Here is a 17,900-nt window from a genome sequence, read left to right as displayed (position 1 = left end):
CGGGCCCGTTCCAAGGGGGGGTGGGGTCGGACGGGCAGAATTGTCCCATGGCCGAATCCGCAGGCACCTCCGTCGCACCCAAGCCCTTGTCAGCGCCCCAGAAGGCGATGCACAAGCTCGGCTTGAAGCGCGACATCGACCTCGCGCTGCACCTGCCGCTGCGCTACGAGGACGAGACCCGCATCGTGAAGCTGCGCGACGTGCGCAACGGTGATCTGGTGCAGATCGAGGGTACGGTGACGCACAGCGAGGTGCAGTACCGCGGCCGGCGCCAGTTGCTCGTCACGCTCGACGACGGCAGTGACACCTGCACGCTGCGCTTCTTCAGCTTTTACCCTTCGCACCAGAAGACGCTCGCGGTGGGCGCACGCATCCGCGCGCGCGGCGAGATCAAGGGTGGCTTTGCGGGCTACACCATGCTGCACCCGGCGTTCAAGCTGGCGGGCGGCGAGCTGCCTGAGGTGCTCACGCCCGTCTACCCCACCAGCGCGCAACTGCCCCAGGCCTACCTGCGCAAGGCGGTGGTGGGGGCACTCGCGCGGGCCGACCTGCACGAAACCTTGCCGCCCGACGCGCTGGCCGGCCTGCAGCGCAGCGCGCGCGTGAGCGCCACGCTGCGCGAAGCGCTGCAACTCCTGCACCACCCGGGGCCCGACGCCGCCCTGGCCGCGCTGGAAGACCGCAGCCACCCCGCCTGGCAACGCCTCAAGGCCGAAGAATTGCTTGCGCAGCAACTCTCGCAGGCGGTGGCCAAGCGCGAGCGCGATGCACTGCGCGCGCCGGACCTGCCGCTGCGCCGCGGTGGGCTGCACGAGCAGTTGCTGGCCACGCTTCCCTTTGCACTCACTGCCGCGCAGCGCCGCGTGGGCGAGGAGATTGCGCGCGATCTGGCGCGCACCGTGCCCATGCACCGCCTGCTTCAGGGTGATGTGGGCTCGGGCAAGACCGTGGTGGCCGCGTTGGCCGCGGCGATTGCCATCGACGCGGGCTGGCAGTGCGCGCTCATGGCGCCGACCGAGATCCTGGCCGAGCAGCATTTCCGCAAGCTCATCGGCTGGCTGGAGCCCTTGCTGGAGCCGCTGGGAAAGCGCGTGGCCTGGCTCACCGGCAGCCAGAAGAAAAAGCAGCGCAACGAGATGCTCGAACTCATCGCCAGCGGCGAGGCCGCGCTGGTGGTGGGCACACACGCGGTGATTCAGGAGCAGGTGGTGTTCCAGCGGCTGGCGCTCGCCCTCATCGACGAGCAGCACCGTTTCGGCGTGGCGCAGCGCCTGGCGCTGCGCGGCAAATCGCTTGAGCACCTGGAGCCGCATCTGCTGATGATGACGGCCACGCCGATTCCGCGCACGCTGGCCATGAGCTACTACGCCGACCTCGACGTCTCCACCATCGACGAGCTGCCACCCGGTCGCACACCCATCGTCACCAAGGTGGTGAGCGACCAGCGCCGCGACGAAGTGGTGCAGCGCATCTGCGGGCAGATCGAACAAGGCCGGCAGGTGTACTGGGTGTGCCCGCTGATCGAGGAGAGCGAGGCGCTGGATCTCTCCAACGCCACCGCCACGCACGCCGAGCTGTCGCAGGCCCTGCCGGGCGTGCTGGTGGGCTTGCTGCACTCGCGCATGCCGCCGGCCGAGAAGAAGGCCGTGATGTCGCTGTTCGTGCAGGGGCAGATGGGTGTGCTCGTATCGACCACCGTGATCGAGGTCGGTGTGGACGTGCCCAACGCCTCGCTGATGGTGATCGAACACGCCGAGCGCTTTGGTCTGAGCCAGTTGCACCAGCTGCGCGGCCGCGTGGGCCGCGGCGCGGCAGCCTCGGCCTGCGTGCTGCTCTACAGCGCACCCGAAGGCGGCCGGCTGGGTGAGACCGCTCGCGAACGCCTGCGTGCCATGGTCGATACGAACGACGGCTTCGAGATCGCCCGCCGCGACCTGGAGATCCGCGGCCCCGGCGAGTTCCTCGGCGCGCGCCAATCGGGTGCGCCGCTACTGCGCTTTGCCGACCTCGCCACCGACGGTCATCTGCTGGCCTGGGCACGTGAGACCGCGCCGCTGATGTTGTCGCGCCATCCCGCGCTGGCCGAGCAACACATCGCGCGCTGGCTGGGCAGCAAAGCCGAATACCTCAAGGCCTGATACCTATCCGGCGCGCCATGGAACCTGCTCTGCCGGGCCATCGGCGCGGTCCCCCTGGGGGGAAGACGCGAAGCGGCGCAGGGGGGCACAATGCGGCCCATGACGCTCACCGAACTCAAGTACATCGTCGCCGTGGCGCGTGAGCGGCACTTCGGCAAGGCGGCCGAGGCCTGCTTCGTCTCGCAACCCACCCTGTCGGTGGCGATCAAGAAGCTCGAAGAGGAGCTTGAGCTCAAGATCTTCGAGCGCAACGCCACCGAAATCGCCGTCACGCCGCTGGGCGAAGAAATCGTGCGCCAGGCCCAGACCGTGCTGGAGCAGGCCGCCGCCATCAAGGAAATCGCCAAGCGCGGCAAGGACCCGCTGGCCGGCCCGTTGCGCCTGGGCGTGATCTACACCATCGGCCCCTACCTGCTGCCGGACCTCGTGCGCCAGGTCATCGAGCGCACGCCGCAGATGCCGCTGGTGCTGCAGGAGAACTTCACCAGCAAGCTGCTGGAACAGTTGCGGCTGGGCGAGATCGATGCGGCCATCCTTGCCGAGCCTTTCCCCGACACCAACCTCGCGCTCGCGCCGCTGTACGACGAGCCTTTCCTGGCCGCGGTGCCGCACACGCACCCGCTTGCAAAACAAGGCCACATCACGGCCGAGGAGCTCAAGCGCGAGACCATGTTGCTGCTGGGCACCGGCCATTGTTTTCGCGACCACGTGCTCGAGGTCTGCCCCGAGTTCGCGCGTTTCTCGAACGACACCGAGGGCATCCGCAAGAGTTTTGAAGGCTCGTCGCTGGAGACCATCAAGCACATGGTAGCCGCGGGCATGGGCGTGACGCTGGTACCGCGCCTGTCGGTGCCGCGCTCCGCGCTCGACGATTCGATGAAGCCCGGGCAGGATTTCGGCGACTCGCCCTACGTGCGCTACCTGCCCTTCCAGGGCGATGCCCCCACGCGGCGCGTGGTGCTGGCCTGGCGGCGCAGCTTCACGCGCTACGAGGCCATCGCCGAGCTGCGCAATGCCATCTACGCCTGCGAACTGCCGGGCGTAAAGCGCCTGTCCTGATTCCCGTCGGAGTGTTGCCGTGTCGGCCTCCATGCCCGCCTTGCCCCAACCCTCGCGCCTTTCGCTCTGGCTCGATCTGATCCGCTGGAACCGGCCTGCCGGCTGGCTGTTGCTGCTGTGGCCCACCTTGTCGGCGCTGTGGGTGGCCTCGGGCGGCTTCCCCGGCTGGCACCTGCTCGCCGTGTTCACGCTTGGCACCATCCTCATGCGCAGCGCGGGCTGCTGCGTCAACGACGTGGCCGACCGCGACTTCGACCGCCACGTCAAGCGCACCGCCCAGCGCCCCGTCACCTCGGGCAAGGTATCAACAAAAGAAGCGCTCGCGGTGGGTGCGGTGCTCGCCCTCGCGGCCTTCGGGCTGGTGCTGACCACCAACGCCCTAACCATCGCGCTGTCGTTCGCGGCGTTGGCGATCACGCTGGCCTACCCGTTCGCCAAGCGATTCGTGTCGATGCCGCAGGCGGTGCTCGGGGTGGCTTTCAGCTTCGGCATCCCCATGGCTTTCGCGGCGGTGCAAGGCACGGTACCCGCGCAGGCCTGGGTTCTGCTGCTGGGCAACGCGTTCTGGGTGCTGGCCTACGACACCGAGTACGCCATGGTCGACCGCGACGACGACCTCAAGATCGGCATGAAGACCTCGGCCATCACGCTAGGTCGCGCCGACGTGGCGGCTGTGACGGGCTTTTACCTGCTGCACCTGGCGATCTGGACGGCGGCGCTGTGGCCCATGCTGCGGCCGGTGGCCTGGCTGCTCGCGCTCGCGGCGGCGCTGGCCCAGGTGATGTGGCACTTCACGCTGATCCGCGACCGCTCGCGAGAGGGCTGCTTCACCGCGTTCCGCGCCAACCACTGGCTGGGGTTCACGGTGTTTGCGGGGGTGGTGGTCGGGTTGGCTTGATTCTTCGCGCGTGGCACCTCGCGTGCCCGCGGCTGCGCCGCGCCCTGCTCCGCGGCTGTCCCCCGCCAAGGTCTGCGCCCTTGGCTCCTCCTTTATGCCGCTGCGCAGGGCACACCGCATCCGCGGGCGGTGACCAGGGTGAGAGCGCTACGATGGCGCGTATCGGCCAGAAGCGGTCATTGATGAATGACCGCTGCGGTGTTGCACACAGATCGTTGCCAATCTCCTCGCCGGTCGTCCAGCGATGGCTAAAATGGCTGGCGATTCAAGGAGCCGACCATGCGCGTGACCGCCACCGAAGCCAAAAATCGATTTGGCAGCCTTTGCGCCCAAGCCAAGCGCGAACCTGTCTTCGTTGAGAAAGCCGGGCAAATCGACACGGTGATCCTGTCGGCTGAGCATTACCAGGCCCTTCAGGCCAGCCGCGAGAAAGCCAGCCGTGCCGCGCGCAAGAGGGCGTTCGAAGCCGAATTTGGCGACTGGATCGAGGCTCAGAACGCCCGCTTCGAAACGCACGGTATTCCGGGCGAAGATTTGCGCCCGTGGTGAACAGCCGATGCCGCAGTACGACGTGTTCGCCAATCCCAGCCGCAGCGCGGCCGACGGCATTCCCTACGTGGTCGTGATCCAGAGTGACCTGCTCGATGCACTGGCCACGCGCCTGACAATACCGCTTGCCGTGTTCACGTCGGGCACCAAGGTGCCGACCACGCTGTGCCCGGTCATCATGGTCAAGGGCAAGCGTTTGCATGCACTGGCGCACTATGCCGCGCCTCTGCCAGCCAAGGACTTGCGCCGGCCGGTGGACAACGTTGCCGCGCAAGCCAGCGCGCTGGTGTCAGCCATGGACGCGGTGTTGTCTGGTATCTAGCGTCGGCGGTTGCGGACGGCCGCATTGCGGCGCTTCAATCGAACCGACGGCTGCCCGCTTCGGGCCGAGGCTGTGTGAAAACCCTCTGCACTTTTCGATGATGTCCTTCTAGAGTTGCGGCATCGCAATTTCCGGAGTCGCGATGCCCCGATTCATCGAAGGCCAGGACCGCCACCAGGTGACGTTGCTGCCCGAGTGTCTGGACGACTTCGTTGCCGAGGACAACCCGGTGCGCGTGGTCGATGCGTTCGTGAGCGAGCTGGACCTGGCGGCGCTTGGGTTCGACGGCGCTGAGCCAGCAGCCACCGGGCGCCCCGCCTACCACCCAGCGGTGCTGCTCAAGGTCTATCTCTACGGCTACCTCAATCGAGTGCAGTCCAGCCGTCGCCTGGAGCGTGAATGCCAGCGCAACGTGGAGCTGATGTGGCTCACGCAGCGGCTGGCGCCCGACTTCAAGACGATTGCCGACTTCCGCCGCGACAACGGCCAAGGCATTCGCAACGTTTGCCGGCGCTTCGTCGAACTCTGCCGTGACCTCAAGCTCTTTGGCCAATCCCTGGTCGCCATCGACGGCAGCAAGTTCAAAGCGGTGAACTCGCGCGACAGAAACTTCACCGCCGGCAAGATCGACAAGCGCCAGCAGCAGATCGAGGAGAGCATTCACCGCTACCTGGTGGCACTGGACACGGCCGATCGCACACAGCCGGTCGAGTTCGAAGCCAAGACCCAGCGCCTCAAGGGAAAGATCGAACTGCTGCGTCAGCAAATGCGCGTGCTCGATGGGGTGCGTGATCAACTGCGCGAGCAGCCCGACGGCCAGTTGTCCATGACCGACCCCGATGCCCGCTCCATGGCCACCACCGCGCGCGCTTCGGGCATCGTGGGCTACAACGTACAGATCGCCGTCGACAGCGAGCATCACCTCGTGGTGGCGCACGAGGTGACCAATCGCGGGCACGACCGCGACGCACTTGCGCCCATGGCCAAGGCCGCACGCGAAGCAATGGACCGTAAGAGATTGCGTGCCATTGCCGATCGCGGTTACTACAGCGCGCCTCAGATCAAGGCTTGTGTCGAGGCGGGTGTGGCGGTGATCCTGCCCAAACCCACGACCTCCGGCGCCAGAGCCGCTGGGCGCTTCGACCGATCAGACTTCATCTACATCGCCAAGGACGACGAGTACCTGTGCCCTGCAGGTCAGCGGGCCATCTACCGCTTTACCCGTGAGGAGAATGGTCTGCAACTCAGGCGCTACTGGAGCAGTGCGTGCCCGCAATGCCCGATGAAGACGCAATGCACGCCCAGCGCTCACAGGCGCATCAGCCGTTGGGAGCACGAGACGGTTCTGGAGGCGGCGCAGCGGCGCCTGGACCGAATGCCGCAGGCCATGCGGGTGCGCAGGCGCACGGTGGAACATGTATTCGGGACCTTCAAGCACTGGATGGGCCACACCCACTTCCTGACCAGGCGACTGGGCGGCGTGAGCACGGAGGTGAGCCTGACTGTGCTGGCCTACAACCTCAAGCGCTTGCTCGCCATCCTCGGGTTCGAGGACATGATGAAAGCGATGCGACTGGTGAGGGCGTAAGCCCTTTTGCCTCCAATCGCGCCCTCAGGACCAGCTGCAGAGGCCTTGAAACCTCACAGAGACGCCCATACGCGGCATGACAGGTCAAAACCGGAAGAACCGCCATCAAGTGCAATCACGTGGATGCGCTCAACTCGTTTCCACACAGCCTCGGCCCAAACCGGTCACCAGCGTCCATCACTTTCGCTCGTGGATGCGCTGTGCTTTGCGCAGCGGCATGAAGGAGGAGGACCGGGCGCAGCCGGTCCGGGGGACAGCCGCGGAGCAGGGTACGGCGCGTCCGCGAGCAGCGCGAGGTGCCGCGCGTGAAGCGACTTACTTCCCGAACTCCCGCCCCAACTCCTCGGCGCGCAACTGGGCTGCTTTCAGCGCAACTTCGAACGACGCCTTCATCCCCGCCGCCTCCATTGCCGTGAGCGCCGCGTAGGTCGTCCCGCCTTTGGACGTGACCCGCTCGCGCAGCAACTGCGGCGGCTCGGTCGAACGTTGCGCCAGCGTGGACGCGCCAACGAAGGTGCCGATGGCGAGTTGCAGGGCTGTCTCGGGCGGCAAGCCCATGCGGGCACCGGCGTCGCGCATGGCTTCGAGGAAATAGAACACGTAGGCCGGGCCCGAGCCCGAGAGGGCGGTCACGGCGTCGAGGTCGCGTTCGGTGGCCACCCACACCAGCTCGCCGGTGGTCTTCACCACCGCTTCGATCAGCGCGCGATCGTCCGCCGACGCGCCGTCGCGCGCGAACAGTCCCGTCATGCCCAGGCCCACGAGCGCGGGCGTGTTGGGCATGGCGCGCACGATGCGCTGCGTGCCGAGCCAGCTCGCCATGCTCTCGCTGGTGATGCCGGCAGCCACGCTCAGGTGCAGCGCGCCGCCCAGGTGCGGGCCGGCGGCGAGGGCGGCGTCCTTGAAGGTCTGGGGTTTGACGGCCCAGACAACGAGGTCGGAGCGTTTGAGATCGGCGCTCGCGGCGGCGAACAGCGCCACGCCAGGGAACTGCTGCGCCAGGCGCGTGCGCTGCTCGTCCCACGGCTCGACGATCTGGATGGCGGAGGCCGCATGGCCCTGGCGCAGCAGGCCGCCGACGATGGCGCTGGCCATGTTGCCGCCGCCGATGAAGGTGATGAGGGGAGAGGTGGGCGTGTTCATGCGCGGCATTGTCGCCGCGTGGGGCGCCGGCTACGATGCCACCGTCTGCCTAACCGCGTGCTCCCAGGCCGCCATCTTCTCGGCCGCGCGTTCGGGCGACAGCGTGGGCCGGAAGGTGCGCTCGGCGCGCCACTGTGCACTGAGTTCGCCCGTGCCCTGGTACACGCCCACGTGCAGGCCAGCCAGGTAAGCGGCGCCCAGCGCGGTGGTCTCCACCACGGCCGGCCGCACCACCGGAATGCCCAGCAGATCGGCCTGGATCTGCATCAACAGGTTGTTGACGCTGGCGCCGCCGTCCACACGGAGCTCGCTCACCGGCACGCCGCCCGCGGCCACCGCGTCGCGGCTCATGGCCTGCAACAGCGCGGCGCTCTGGAACGCAATGCTCTCGAGCGCGGCGCGCGCGATGTGGGCCATGGTGGTGCCGCGCGTGAGCCCGGTGATGGTGCCGCGCACGTCGGGTTGCCAGTAGGGCGCGCCCAGGCCGGTGAAGGCCGGCACCAGCACCACGCCGCCGGCGTCGGGCACGCTCTCGGCCAGGGCCTGCACCTCGCTGCTCGACTCGATGGCTTTCAGTCCGTCGCGCAGCCATTGCACCACCGCGCCGCCGATAAACACGCTGCCCTCCAGCGCGTACTGCGCCGGGCCGGGCGCCTGCGCACAGGCGGTGGTGATGAGGCCGTTCTGGCTGGTCTGGAACCGCTCACCGGTGTGCATGAGCATGAAGCAACCGGTGCCGTAGGTGTTCTTGGCCATGCCGGCCTTGAAGCAGGCCTGGCCGAACAACGCGCTCTGCTGGTCGCCGGCCACGCCGCCGATGGGCAGCGCAGTGCCCAGCCAGCTGGCGTCGGCGGTGCCGAAATCGGCGCTGGAAGGCAGTGTTTCCGGCAGCAGGCTGCGGGGGATGCGCAGCAGCGCGAGCAGCTCGTCGTCCCAGTCGCGTGTGTTGACGTTGAACAGCATGGTGCGCGCGGCGTTGCTGTGGTCGGTGACATGGCGGGCACCGCGCGTGAGTTGCCAGATCAGCCAGCTGTCCACGGTGCCGAAGGCAAGCTCGCCGCGTTCGGCCTGTGCGCGCGCACCCTCGACGTTGTCGAGAATCCACTGCAGCTTGGTGCCCGAGAAGTAGGCGTCGATGCGCAGGCCGGTCTTTTGCTGGACCATGGCTTCATGACCCTGTTCACGCAGCTTCGCGCAGGCGGCTTCGGCGCGCCGGTCCTGCCAGACGATGGCGTTGTAGACGGGCTGGCCGGTGCGCCGGTTCCACACCAGCGTGGTTTCGCGCTGGTTGGTGATGCCCACCGCGCGCACGCTGTCGCTGCGCAGGCCAGCCTTGGTCAGCACCTCGCGCGCGGTTTCGAGTTGCGTATTCCAAAGGTCGCGCGGGTCGTGCTCGACCCAGCCCGGGCGCGGGTAGATCTGCGGAAACTCGCGCTGCGCCATGGCCACCACGTGGCCTTCTCGGTCGAACACGATGCTGCGGGAGCTGGAGGTGCCCTGGTCGAGGGCGAGCAGGTAGGTCATGGTGCGTTGGTCAGGCGGGTGTGGCTTCGCGCTCGGCGGCCACCACGCACTCCACGTGGCTTTGTTCGAGCAGCTCGGAGAAGGGGGGTGGCGGTGGTGCGTCGGTAAACAGCACGTCGAGGTCGTCGAGCCGCGCGAGCTCGACCATCGCGGGCCGGTTGAACTTGCTGTGGTCGGCCGCCAGCCACACCTGGCGCGACTGCGCCACGATGGCGCGCGCCACCTTCACCTCGCGGTAGTCGAAATCACGCAGCGTGCCGTCGGCCTCGATGCCGCTGATGCCGATGAGGCCGATGTCGACCTTGAACTGGTGCATGAAGTCCACCGTGGCCTCGCCGACGATGCCCTGGTCGGCCGCGCGCACCTGGCCGCCGGCCACGATCACTTCGCAGTCGGGGTTGCTGCTCATGAGCGAGGCGATGTGCAGGTTGTTGGTGATGACGCGCAGACCGCGGTGGTGGCGCAGTTCGCGCGCCACGGCCTCGATGGTGGTGCCGATGTTCATGATGAGCGAGCAGCCGTTGGGCACGCGCGCAGCCACTGCGCGCGCGATGCGCTGCTTGGCGTCGGACTGCATGGCCTGACGCTGGCGGTAGGCGATGTTCTGGGTGGTGGAACTGGGCAAGCGCACGCCGCCGTGAAAGCGTGCCAGCAGCCCCGCCTCCGCCAGGCGCTGCACGTCGCGGCGCACCGTCTGCAGGGTCACACCGAAGCGTTCGGCCAGCGCTTCGATGGTCTGCGGCCCGTGCGCGCGGACTTCGTCGAGCAGTGCGGTGTGGCGAGGGTTCAGGTTCAGGGTCATGGCGTGCCGGCAAACGATGCAAACCGAACATATCGGAAAACGCTGATGGACTTCTAAGGGTAATTACCGAAAGAAAAAAGAAAAGAAACGAACAAAGATACGCCGAAACGAAAACGCACGCCCCCGTGTCCGGGCGCCGCTGCGCACACCACTCCCCCTATGGAACTGTTGCTGGATCAGATCACCAAGACGGTCGGACCCGAGGTCCACCTCTATCCGATGAGCCTGGCGCCCGTGCCCGGTTCGGTCACCGTGTTACTGGGCGCCACCCAGGCCGGCAAGACCAGCCTGATGCGCGTGATGGCCGGGCTCGACACCGCAAGTTCGGGCCGCGTGCTGGTGGATGGTGAGGATGTGACGCGTCGCTCGGTGCGCGAGCGCAACGTGGCCATGGTCTACCAGCAGTTCGTCAACTACCCGTCGATGACGGTGGCCCAGAACATCGCCTCACCGCTGCGCTTGCGTGGTGAGCGCGACATCGACGCGCGCGTGCGTGCGCTGGCCGCGCGACTGCACATCGAGATGTTTCTCGATCGCTTGCCGGCCGAACTCTCGGGCGGGCAACAGCAGCGCGTGGCGCTGGCGCGTGCGCTGGCCAAGCAGGCGCCCTTGATGCTGCTCGACGAACCCCTGGTGAACCTCGACTACAAGCTGCGCGAGGAGTTGCGCGAGGAACTGGCCGCGCTGTTCGCCAGCGGTGACTCCACCGTGGTCTATGCCACCACCGAGCCCGGCGAAGCCTTGCTGCTGGGCGGCCACACCGCGGTGATGGACGCGGGCGAACTGCTGCAATACGGCCCCACGGCCGAGGTGTTCCACGCGCCGCAGAGCATCCGCGTCGCGCGCGCCTTCAGCGACCCGCCGATGAACCTGATGCCCGCGCGGCGCAATCCACAGGGTGGTGCGCGCGTGGCCGACGCGGTCGACTGGCCGCTGGCCCTGCCACCCGATGTGGGCGACGAACTGATGCTTGGAATTCGCGCCGGTGGCCTGCGCGAGCGCGCCCAGCCGGGCGACGTGGCGATCGAGGTGCAGGTCGAGCTGGCCGAGATCGCCGGTTCGGACACCTTCGTGCACGTGCATGGCGCGGTGGGCGAGCTGGTGGCGCAGCTCGTGGGCGTGCACAAGCTCGACCTGGGCGAGCGCATCACGCTGCACCTCAACCCGGACCACCTGTTCGTCTTCGACGCGCGCGGCCCGCTGGTGCGCGCGCCGCTGGTTCGCCAAGGAGTGCGTTGATGGCATTGATCGAACTCGACCTCGCACACGCCTACCGCCCGAACCCACGGGCCGACGAGGACTACGCGCTGCTGCCGCTGAAGATGGCTTTTCGCGATGGCGGTGCCTATGCGCTGCTTGGACCCTCGGGCTGCGGCAAGACCACCATGCTCAATCTCATCTCGGGCTTGCTCGCCCCCTCGCAGGGTACGGTGAAGTTCGATGGCCGCGACGTGACGCGCCAGTCGCCGCAGCAGCGCAACATCGCCCAGGTGTTCCAGTTCCCGGTGATCTACGACACCATGACCGTGGCGCAGAACCTGGCGTTCCCGCTGCGCAACCGCAAGGTGCCCGAGGCCGAGATCCGCCAGCGCGTGGGCCGCATCGCCGAGATGCTGGAGATGAGCGGACAGCTCGACCAGCGCGCGGCCGGCCTGAGCGCGGATCAGAAGCAGAAGATTTCGCTCGGCCGCGGCCTGGTGCGGCCCGATGTGTCGGCGGTGCTGTTCGACGAACCGCTAACGGTGATCGACCCGCACCTGAAGTGGCAACTGCGGCGCAAGCTCAAGCAGATCCATCACGAGTTGAAGCTCACGCTGATCTACGTCACGCACGACCAGGTGGAAGCGCTCACCTTCGCCGACGAAGTGGTCGTGATGTCGCGCGGGCGCGCGGTGCAGAAAGGCGCGGCCGAGGACCTGTTCGAGCGCCCGGCGCACACCTTCGTGGGCCACTTCATCGGCTCGCCCGGCATGAACTTTCTGCCTGCGCAGGCGGTGCGCGGTGGCCTGATTGTGAACGAACAGCCGCTGGCCCTGCGGGACGGCCGCCAACTGCCCGAGGGCCCGCTAAAGCTTGGCATTCGCCCTGAATACCTCGCCCTGGGCGAGCCGGGTGACGGCCGTTCCTTGCCGGCGCAGGTACGCCGCGTGCAGGACATCGGCACCTACGTGCTGCTCACCTGCGCGCTGGGCGAGCACACGCTCAAGTGCCGCCTGCCCACCGAAGCCGGTGTACCGGCGGTGGGCGCCACGGTGCAGCTGCGCCTGATCGACGAGCACACCTGTTTCTATCGCGACGAACAACTGGTGGAGGTGGCGCCGTGAGCGGTACGACCAAACCCGTGAATCAAAAGGCCTGGTGGCTCGTGCTGCCCGTCATCCTGTGCGTGGCCTTTTCCGCCATCCTGCCGCTGATGACGGTGGTGAATTACTCGGTGCAGGACATCATCTCGCCGCAACGGCGCGTCTTCGTTGGCACCGAATGGTTTGCCATGGTCATGCGCGACCAGGAGCTGCACCTGGCGCTGTGGCGGCAGATCCAGTTCTCGCTGGCGGTGCTGCTGGTGGAAATACCGCTCGGTATTGCGCTCGCGCTGTCGATGCCGGCCAAGGGCTGGCGATCCTCGGTGGTGCTGGTGATCGTGGCGCTGTCGCTGCTGATTCCGTGGAACGTGGTCGGCACGATCTGGCAGATTTTCGGACGCACCGACATCGGCCTGCTCGGCCACACGCTGGAACGCCTGGGCTTTGCCTACAGCTACACCGGCGACCCGGACCACGCGTGGTGGACGGTGCTCATCATGGACGTGTGGCACTGGACGCCGCTGGTGGCGCTGCTGGCCTATGCCGGCCTGCGCAGCATTCCCGACGCCTATTACCAGGCCGCCAGCATCGACGGCGCCAGCAAGTGGGCGGTGTTCCGCTACATCCAGCTGCCCAAGATGCGCGGCGTGCTGATGATTGCCGTGCTGTTGCGCTTCATGGACAGCTTCATGATCTACACGGAACCCTTCGTGCTCACCGGCGGTGGCCCGGGCAACGCCACCACGTTCCTCTCGCAGTACCTCACCACCAAGGCGGTCGGCCAGTTCGACCTCGGGCCCGCGGCCGCCTTCTCGCTGATCTATTTCTTCATCATCCTGCTGTTCTGCTTCGTGCTCTACAACTGGATGCAGAGCCTGGGCACGGCGCAGAAGGAGCAAGGCCATGAATGAGCGTCGTTTCCGCAAGAGGACGTTGTTCCTCATCGCTTATCTGATCTTTGCGCTGCTGCCCATCTACTGGATGGTCAACATGAGCTTCAAGACGAACGAGGAAATCCTCTCCTCGTTCAGCTTGTGGCCCGAGACCTTCACCTGGGCCAACTACCGCACCATCTTCACCGATCCGTCCTGGTACTCGGGCTATATCAACAGCCTGATCTACGTCGGCATCAACACGGTGATCTCGCTCACCGTGGCCTTGCCCGCGGCGTATGCTTTTTCGCGTTACCGCTTCCTGGGCGACAAGCACGTCTTTTTCTGGCTGCTCACCAACCGCATGACGCCGCCCGCGGTGTTCCTGCTGCCGTTCTTCCAGCTCTACACCACCATGGGGCTGATGGACACGCACATCGCGGTGGCCATGGCGCACCTGCTGTTCAACGTGCCGCTGGCGGTGTGGATTCTCGAAGGCTTCATGAGCGGCATCCCGCGCGAGATCGACGAGACCGCCTACATCGACGGCTACAGCTTCCCGCGCTTTTTCTTCACCATCTTCCTGCCGCTCATCAAAGCCGGCGTGGGCGTGGCGGCGTTCTTCTGCTTCATGTTCAGCTGGGTCGAGCTGCTGCTGGCACGCACGCTCACGAGCGTGAACGCCAAACCCATCGTGGCCACCATGACGCGCACCGTGAGCGCATCCGGCATGGACTGGGCCACGTTGGCCGCGGCCGGTGTCCTCACCATCGTGCCTGGCGCCATCGTCATCTGGTTCGTGCGCCACTACATCGCCAAGGGCTTTGCCATGGGGAGGGTCTGACATGTTCGCCTGGATGGTCTGGACCACGCCGGTCGCGATCTTCTTCACCTGCATCGTGCTCATGCTGATCGGCATGACGGTGTGGGAAATCCGCTCACCTACGATGGAGCGCAAGGGCTTCCTGCCGATGAAGACCACGCGCGGCGACCGGCTGTTCATCGGCCTGCTGGGTGCGGCCTACATCAACCTCGCCTTTGTCGGTGTGGCCGGTTGGCTCGCCGAGCGGCTGGCGCTGGAGCAGGAGCCATCGGTGTGGTTCAGCTTCGTGCTCTCCATGCTCTGGCTGGCCTGGGTGATGCGCAAGGGTTGAGTTTGTTTTCCAACGACCGGCCCGCCGCTTCCCCGGTGCCGCGTCGATGTGTATGCCGGGGGGCGGAAACCACCAAGGAGACGACGACATGAAACTGCGACACACGGCGCTGGCTGCGCTGATCGCGATGGGGGCTGCGCTGCCGGCCTGGGCCGACGAGGCCGCCGCCAAGCGATGGATCGACAGCGAGTTCCAACCTTCCACGCTGACCAAGGCCCAGCAGGCGGCCGAGCTCAAGTGGTTCATCGACGCCGCAGCCAAGCTCAAGGCCAAGGGCGTGAAGGAAATCTCGGTCGTGTCCGAGACCATCACCACGCACGAGTACGAAGCAAAAACTCTGGCCAAGGCCTTCAGCGAGATCACGGGCATCACCGTCAAGCACGACCTGATCCAGGAAGGTGACGTGGTCGAGAAACTGCAGACCTCCATGCAGTCGGGCAAGAGCATCTATGACGGCTGGATCAGCGACTCCGACCTCATCGGCACGCACTACCGCTACGGCCAGATCCTCAACCTGACCGACTACATGGCCGGCCCGGGCAAGGAGTTCACGAACCCCGGCCTCGACCTGAAGGACTTCATCGGCCTGAAGTTCACCACCGGGCCCGACGGCAAGCTCTACCAACTGCCCGACCAGCAGTTTGCCAACCTGTACTGGTTCCGCGCCGACCTGTTCGCGCGCCAGGATCTGAAGGACAAGTTCAAGGCCAAGTACGGCTACGACCTGGGCGTGCCACTGAACTGGAGCGCCTACGAAGACATCGCCGAGTTCTTCACCAACGACGTCAAGACCATTGACGGCAAGCCGATCTATGGTCACATGGATTACGGCAAGAAGGACCCGTCGCTGGGCTGGCGCTTCACCGACGCCTGGCTCTCCATGGCCGGTACCGCCGACATCGGCAACCCCAACGGTCTGCCGATCGACGAGTGGGGCATCCGCGTCGGCGCTGACAAGTGCACGCCGGTGGGCGCCTCGGTGGCGCGCGGCGGTGCGGCCAACTCGCCGGCTGCCGTGTACGCGCTCACCAAGTACGTGGACTGGATGAAGAAGTACGCGCCCAAGGAGGCCACCGGCATGACCTTCGGCGAAGCCGGCCCGGTGCCCGCGCAAGGACAGATCGCGCAGCAGATCTTCTGGTACACCGCCTTCACCGCCGACATGACCAAGCCCGGCCTGCCGGTGGTCAATGCCGATGGCACGCCCAAGTGGCGCATGGCCCCCGGCCCCAACGGCCCGTACTGGAAGCAAGGCATGCAGAACGGCTACCAGGACGTGGGTTCGTGGACCTTCTTCAAGAACCACGACGCCAACAAGACGGCAGCCGCCTGGCTCTACGCGCAGTTCATCACCGCCAAAACCACCTCGCTCAAGAAAACCATCGTCGGCCTCACGCCGATCCGCGAGAGCGACATCCAGAGCAAGGCCATGACCGACATGGCGCCCAAGCTCGGCGGTCTGGTGGAGTTCTACCGCTCGCCCGCTCGCGTGGCTTGGAGCCCGACCGGCACCAACGTGCCTGACTACCCCAAGCTCGCGCAGCTGTGGTGGCAGAACGTGGCACAGGCCGTGACGGGTGAGAAGACGCCGCAGCAGGCCATGGACGGCCTGGCCGACCAGATGGACCAGGTGCTGGCCCGTCTGGAGCGCGCTGGCATGGAGCGTTGCGCGCCCAAGCTCAACCCCAAGAGCGATCCCAACAAGTGGTTGAGCGACAAGGCCGCACCCTGGAAGAAGCTGGCCAACGAGAAGCCCAAGGGCGAAACCATCGCCTACGATTCCCTGCTGAATGCATGGAAGGCGGGCAAGGTCCGCTGATCGCGACCTTGCCCATTGAAACCCCGGCGCCCACCCGCGCCGGGGCCTGAGCGCCACGCCCATGAACCGAGAACAACGATTCGCATCGCTCACCGACACCGACCGCTTCGACCTCGTCGTGGTCGGTGGCGGTGCCACCGGGCTGGGCGTGGCGCTCGACGCAAGCCTGCGCGGCTTCACCGTCGCGCTGTTCGAGTCACACGATTTCGCGGGTGGCACTTCGTCACGGGCCACCAAGTTGCTGCACGGCGGCGTGCGCTACCTGGCGCAGGGCAATGTGGCGCTGGTGCGTGAAGCGCTGGCTGAGCGCACCACCGTGATGGCGATCGCGCCGCACCTGGCGCAGCCATTGCCGTTCGTGATGCCCAGCCATCAATGGTGGCAGACGCCGTTCTATGGCATCGGGCTCAAGCTGTATGACCTGCTGGCCGGCCGTGCCGGCCTGGGGCCCACCGAATTCTTGAACCGGGCGCAAACCATGCAAGCGCTGCCCGGCGTCAGCCCGCACGGGCTGCGCGGCGGCGTGCGTTACTGGGACGGCCAGTTCGACGACGCGCGCCTCGCAATTGCACTGGCCCGAACTGCCGAAGCCGCAGGCGCGCGCATGTTCAACCATGCGCAAGTGACCGCGATCGCCTCCGACAGCGACGGCCACGCCGTGACCGTACGCGACCGCATTGGCGGTGGCGAGTACCGCGTGCGCGCACGCTGCGTCGTCAACGCCACCGGCGTCTGGGTCGACGCCATGCGCCAAGCCGCGGGCACGCCCTCCCACATGGTCAGCCCGAGCCAGGGCGTGCACGTGGTGGTCGACCGTGAGTTTCTCGGGGGCGAGCACGCGCTGTTGGTGCCCAAGACGCGAGACGGCCGCGTGCTGTTTGCCGTGCCCTGGCTGGGCAAGGTCATTCTGGGCACCACCGACACCCCGCGCCAGGACCTGGCGCGCGAGCCCGAGCCGTTTGCCGACGAGCTGGCGTTCATCCTCGACGAGGCCTCGCGCGCGCTGAGCCGGCCAGTGGGCCGCAGCGACATCCGCAGCGTCTGGGTGGGTTTGCGCCCGTTGGTGGCGCCGCCGGCCGAGGGGGGCGGCAATACAAAGGCCTTGTCGCGCGAACACACCGTGGTGGTCGACCCGAACGGCCTGGTGACCGTGACGGGGGGCAAATGGACGACCTACCGCGCCATGGCCGAGGACGTGCTGCAGCAGTGCTTTGATGCCGGCCGCCTGCCGCCACGCCAGGGCGGGCAGAGCGTGCACCACCGGCTGGTGGGCGCGCCAGCCAGTGCCTCGGTGCCGATCCACGCCGCGCCCGGCTGGCACCTGTATGGCGCTGAAGCCGACGAGGTGCGGGCACTGCCGGGTGCCGACCAGGCCCTGGGGCTTGGTCTGACCGCAGCGATGGTCCGGTTTGCCGTTCGAAAAGAGTATGCACTCACCGTTGAGGATGTTCTTGCCAGGCGGTGGCGGGCCTTGTTTCTGGATGCCGCCCAAGCCATGCAGATGGCGCCCGCGGTCGCGTCCATCCTGCGCGAAGAAGGCGTGGCCGACCCGCGCGCTGACGACTTTCTGTGCCTGGCACAGCGTTACGCCAACGTCAGCGTTTGACGGACCATCGCGGTCATGCCATAATCCGCGGCTTCGCTCTTTGGGGCGATGTGTCTGGCGCAAGCCTTCTGCCCACCGAAGGGTGGCATCCGCCGCGGCAGCAGCCGCTTGCAGTGGGTGTCC

General features: G+C 66.8%; 16 protein-coding genes. 13 read left to right on the top strand and 3 right to left on the bottom strand.

The window, feature by feature from the left end; translation table 11 throughout:
- Positions 1-47: 47 nt before the first annotated feature.
- The 6 genes from recG to M3149_RS04910 all read left to right on the top strand — a co-directional run bounded on the left by recG (position 48) and on the right by M3149_RS04910 (position 6,554).
- On the top strand, positions 48-2,138 hold the full coding sequence (recG, locus tag M3149_RS04935; protein WP_251708217.1) for an ATP-dependent DNA helicase RecG: 2,091 nt from the start codon (positions 48-50) through the stop codon (positions 2,136-2,138).
- A 99-nt stretch (positions 2,139-2,237) separates the two neighbouring features.
- Positions 2,238-3,197, top strand: coding sequence for a hydrogen peroxide-inducible genes activator (locus M3149_RS04930; RefSeq protein ID WP_251708216.1), 960 nt, complete (start codon positions 2,238-2,240; stop codon positions 3,195-3,197).
- A 31-nt stretch (positions 3,198-3,228) separates the two neighbouring features.
- A complete protein-coding gene (ubiA, locus tag M3149_RS04925) occupies positions 3,229-4,095 on the top strand; it encodes a 4-hydroxybenzoate octaprenyltransferase (RefSeq protein WP_251708215.1) in 867 nt (288 codons plus the stop codon).
- Between the two features lie 279 nt (positions 4,096-4,374).
- Entirely contained in the window at positions 4,375-4,644 is a 270-nt protein-coding gene (locus M3149_RS04920; RefSeq protein WP_251708214.1) for a type II toxin-antitoxin system prevent-host-death family antitoxin, read from the top strand.
- Between the two features lie 7 nt (positions 4,645-4,651).
- A complete protein-coding gene (locus tag M3149_RS04915; RefSeq protein WP_251708213.1) occupies positions 4,652-4,966 on the top strand; it encodes a CcdB family protein in 315 nt (104 codons plus the stop codon).
- Between the two features lie 142 nt (positions 4,967-5,108).
- A complete protein-coding gene (locus tag M3149_RS04910) occupies positions 5,109-6,554 on the top strand; it encodes an IS1182 family transposase (protein ID WP_251708212.1) in 1,446 nt (481 codons plus the stop codon).
- Between the two features lie 315 nt (positions 6,555-6,869).
- On the opposite strand, the gene proC is transcribed toward M3149_RS04910, so the two are convergent.
- Genes proC through M3149_RS04895 form a run of 3 tightly spaced genes read right to left on the bottom strand, consistent with a single transcriptional unit; the run spans position 6,870 to position 10,017 of the window.
- A complete protein-coding gene (gene proC, locus M3149_RS04905; RefSeq protein WP_251708211.1) occupies positions 6,870-7,697 on the bottom strand; it encodes a pyrroline-5-carboxylate reductase in 828 nt (275 codons plus the stop codon).
- Between the two features lie 30 nt (positions 7,698-7,727).
- Positions 7,728-9,221, bottom strand: coding sequence for a glycerol kinase GlpK (glpK, locus tag M3149_RS04900; RefSeq protein WP_251708210.1), 1,494 nt, complete (start codon positions 9,219-9,221; stop codon positions 7,728-7,730).
- Positions 9,222-9,231: 10 nt separating this feature from the next.
- On the bottom strand, positions 9,232-10,017 hold the full coding sequence (locus M3149_RS04895) for a DeoR/GlpR family DNA-binding transcription regulator (RefSeq protein ID WP_251708375.1): 786 nt from the start codon (positions 10,015-10,017) through the stop codon (positions 9,232-9,234).
- 165 nt (positions 10,018-10,182) lie between these two features.
- Here M3149_RS04895 and M3149_RS04890 point away from each other — a divergent pair, with 165 nt between their 5' ends.
- The 7 genes from M3149_RS04890 (at position 10,183) to M3149_RS04860 (ending at position 17,777) form a co-directional block, all read left to right on the top strand.
- Entirely contained in the window at positions 10,183-11,262 is a 1,080-nt protein-coding gene (locus tag M3149_RS04890; protein WP_251708209.1) for an ABC transporter ATP-binding protein, read from the top strand.
- Positions 11,262-12,347 (top strand): ABC transporter ATP-binding protein, encoded by a 1,086-nt coding sequence (locus M3149_RS04885; protein WP_251708208.1) that lies wholly within the window; start codon positions 11,262-11,264, stop codon positions 12,345-12,347. Before M3149_RS04890 ends, M3149_RS04885 begins: the two co-directional genes overlap by 1 nt.
- Entirely contained in the window at positions 12,344-13,237 is an 894-nt protein-coding gene (locus tag M3149_RS04880) for a carbohydrate ABC transporter permease (protein WP_251708207.1), read from the top strand. The genes M3149_RS04885 and M3149_RS04880 overlap by 4 nt, the downstream gene beginning before the upstream one ends.
- The gene (locus M3149_RS04875) at positions 13,230-14,042 is read left to right on the top strand and encodes a carbohydrate ABC transporter permease (RefSeq protein ID WP_251708206.1); all 813 of its coding nucleotides are present in this window, start codon (positions 13,230-13,232) and stop codon (positions 14,040-14,042) included. Before M3149_RS04880 ends, M3149_RS04875 begins: the two co-directional genes overlap by 8 nt.
- A gap of 1 nt (position 14,043) precedes the next feature.
- Positions 14,044-14,352: a DUF2160 domain-containing protein gene (locus M3149_RS04870; protein ID WP_251708205.1), complete on the top strand. Its 309-nt coding sequence runs from the start codon at positions 14,044-14,046 to the stop codon at positions 14,350-14,352.
- 88 nt (positions 14,353-14,440) lie between these two features.
- Complete coding sequence (locus tag M3149_RS04865; protein ID WP_251708204.1) at positions 14,441-16,171, top strand: ABC transporter substrate-binding protein; 1,731 nt, start codon at positions 14,441-14,443, stop codon at positions 16,169-16,171.
- Between the two features lie 61 nt (positions 16,172-16,232).
- The gene (locus M3149_RS04860; protein ID WP_251708203.1) at positions 16,233-17,777 is read left to right on the top strand and encodes a glycerol-3-phosphate dehydrogenase/oxidase; all 1,545 of its coding nucleotides are present in this window, start codon (positions 16,233-16,235) and stop codon (positions 17,775-17,777) included.
- Positions 17,778-17,900 lie beyond the last annotated feature (123 nt).

Origin of the sequence: Hydrogenophaga intermedia (assembly GCF_023715105.1) — a bacterium.
GTDB lineage: Bacteria > Pseudomonadota > Gammaproteobacteria > Burkholderiales > Burkholderiaceae_C > Hydrogenophaga > Hydrogenophaga intermedia_A.
This window is presented reverse-complemented; position numbering and strand designations above follow the sequence as displayed.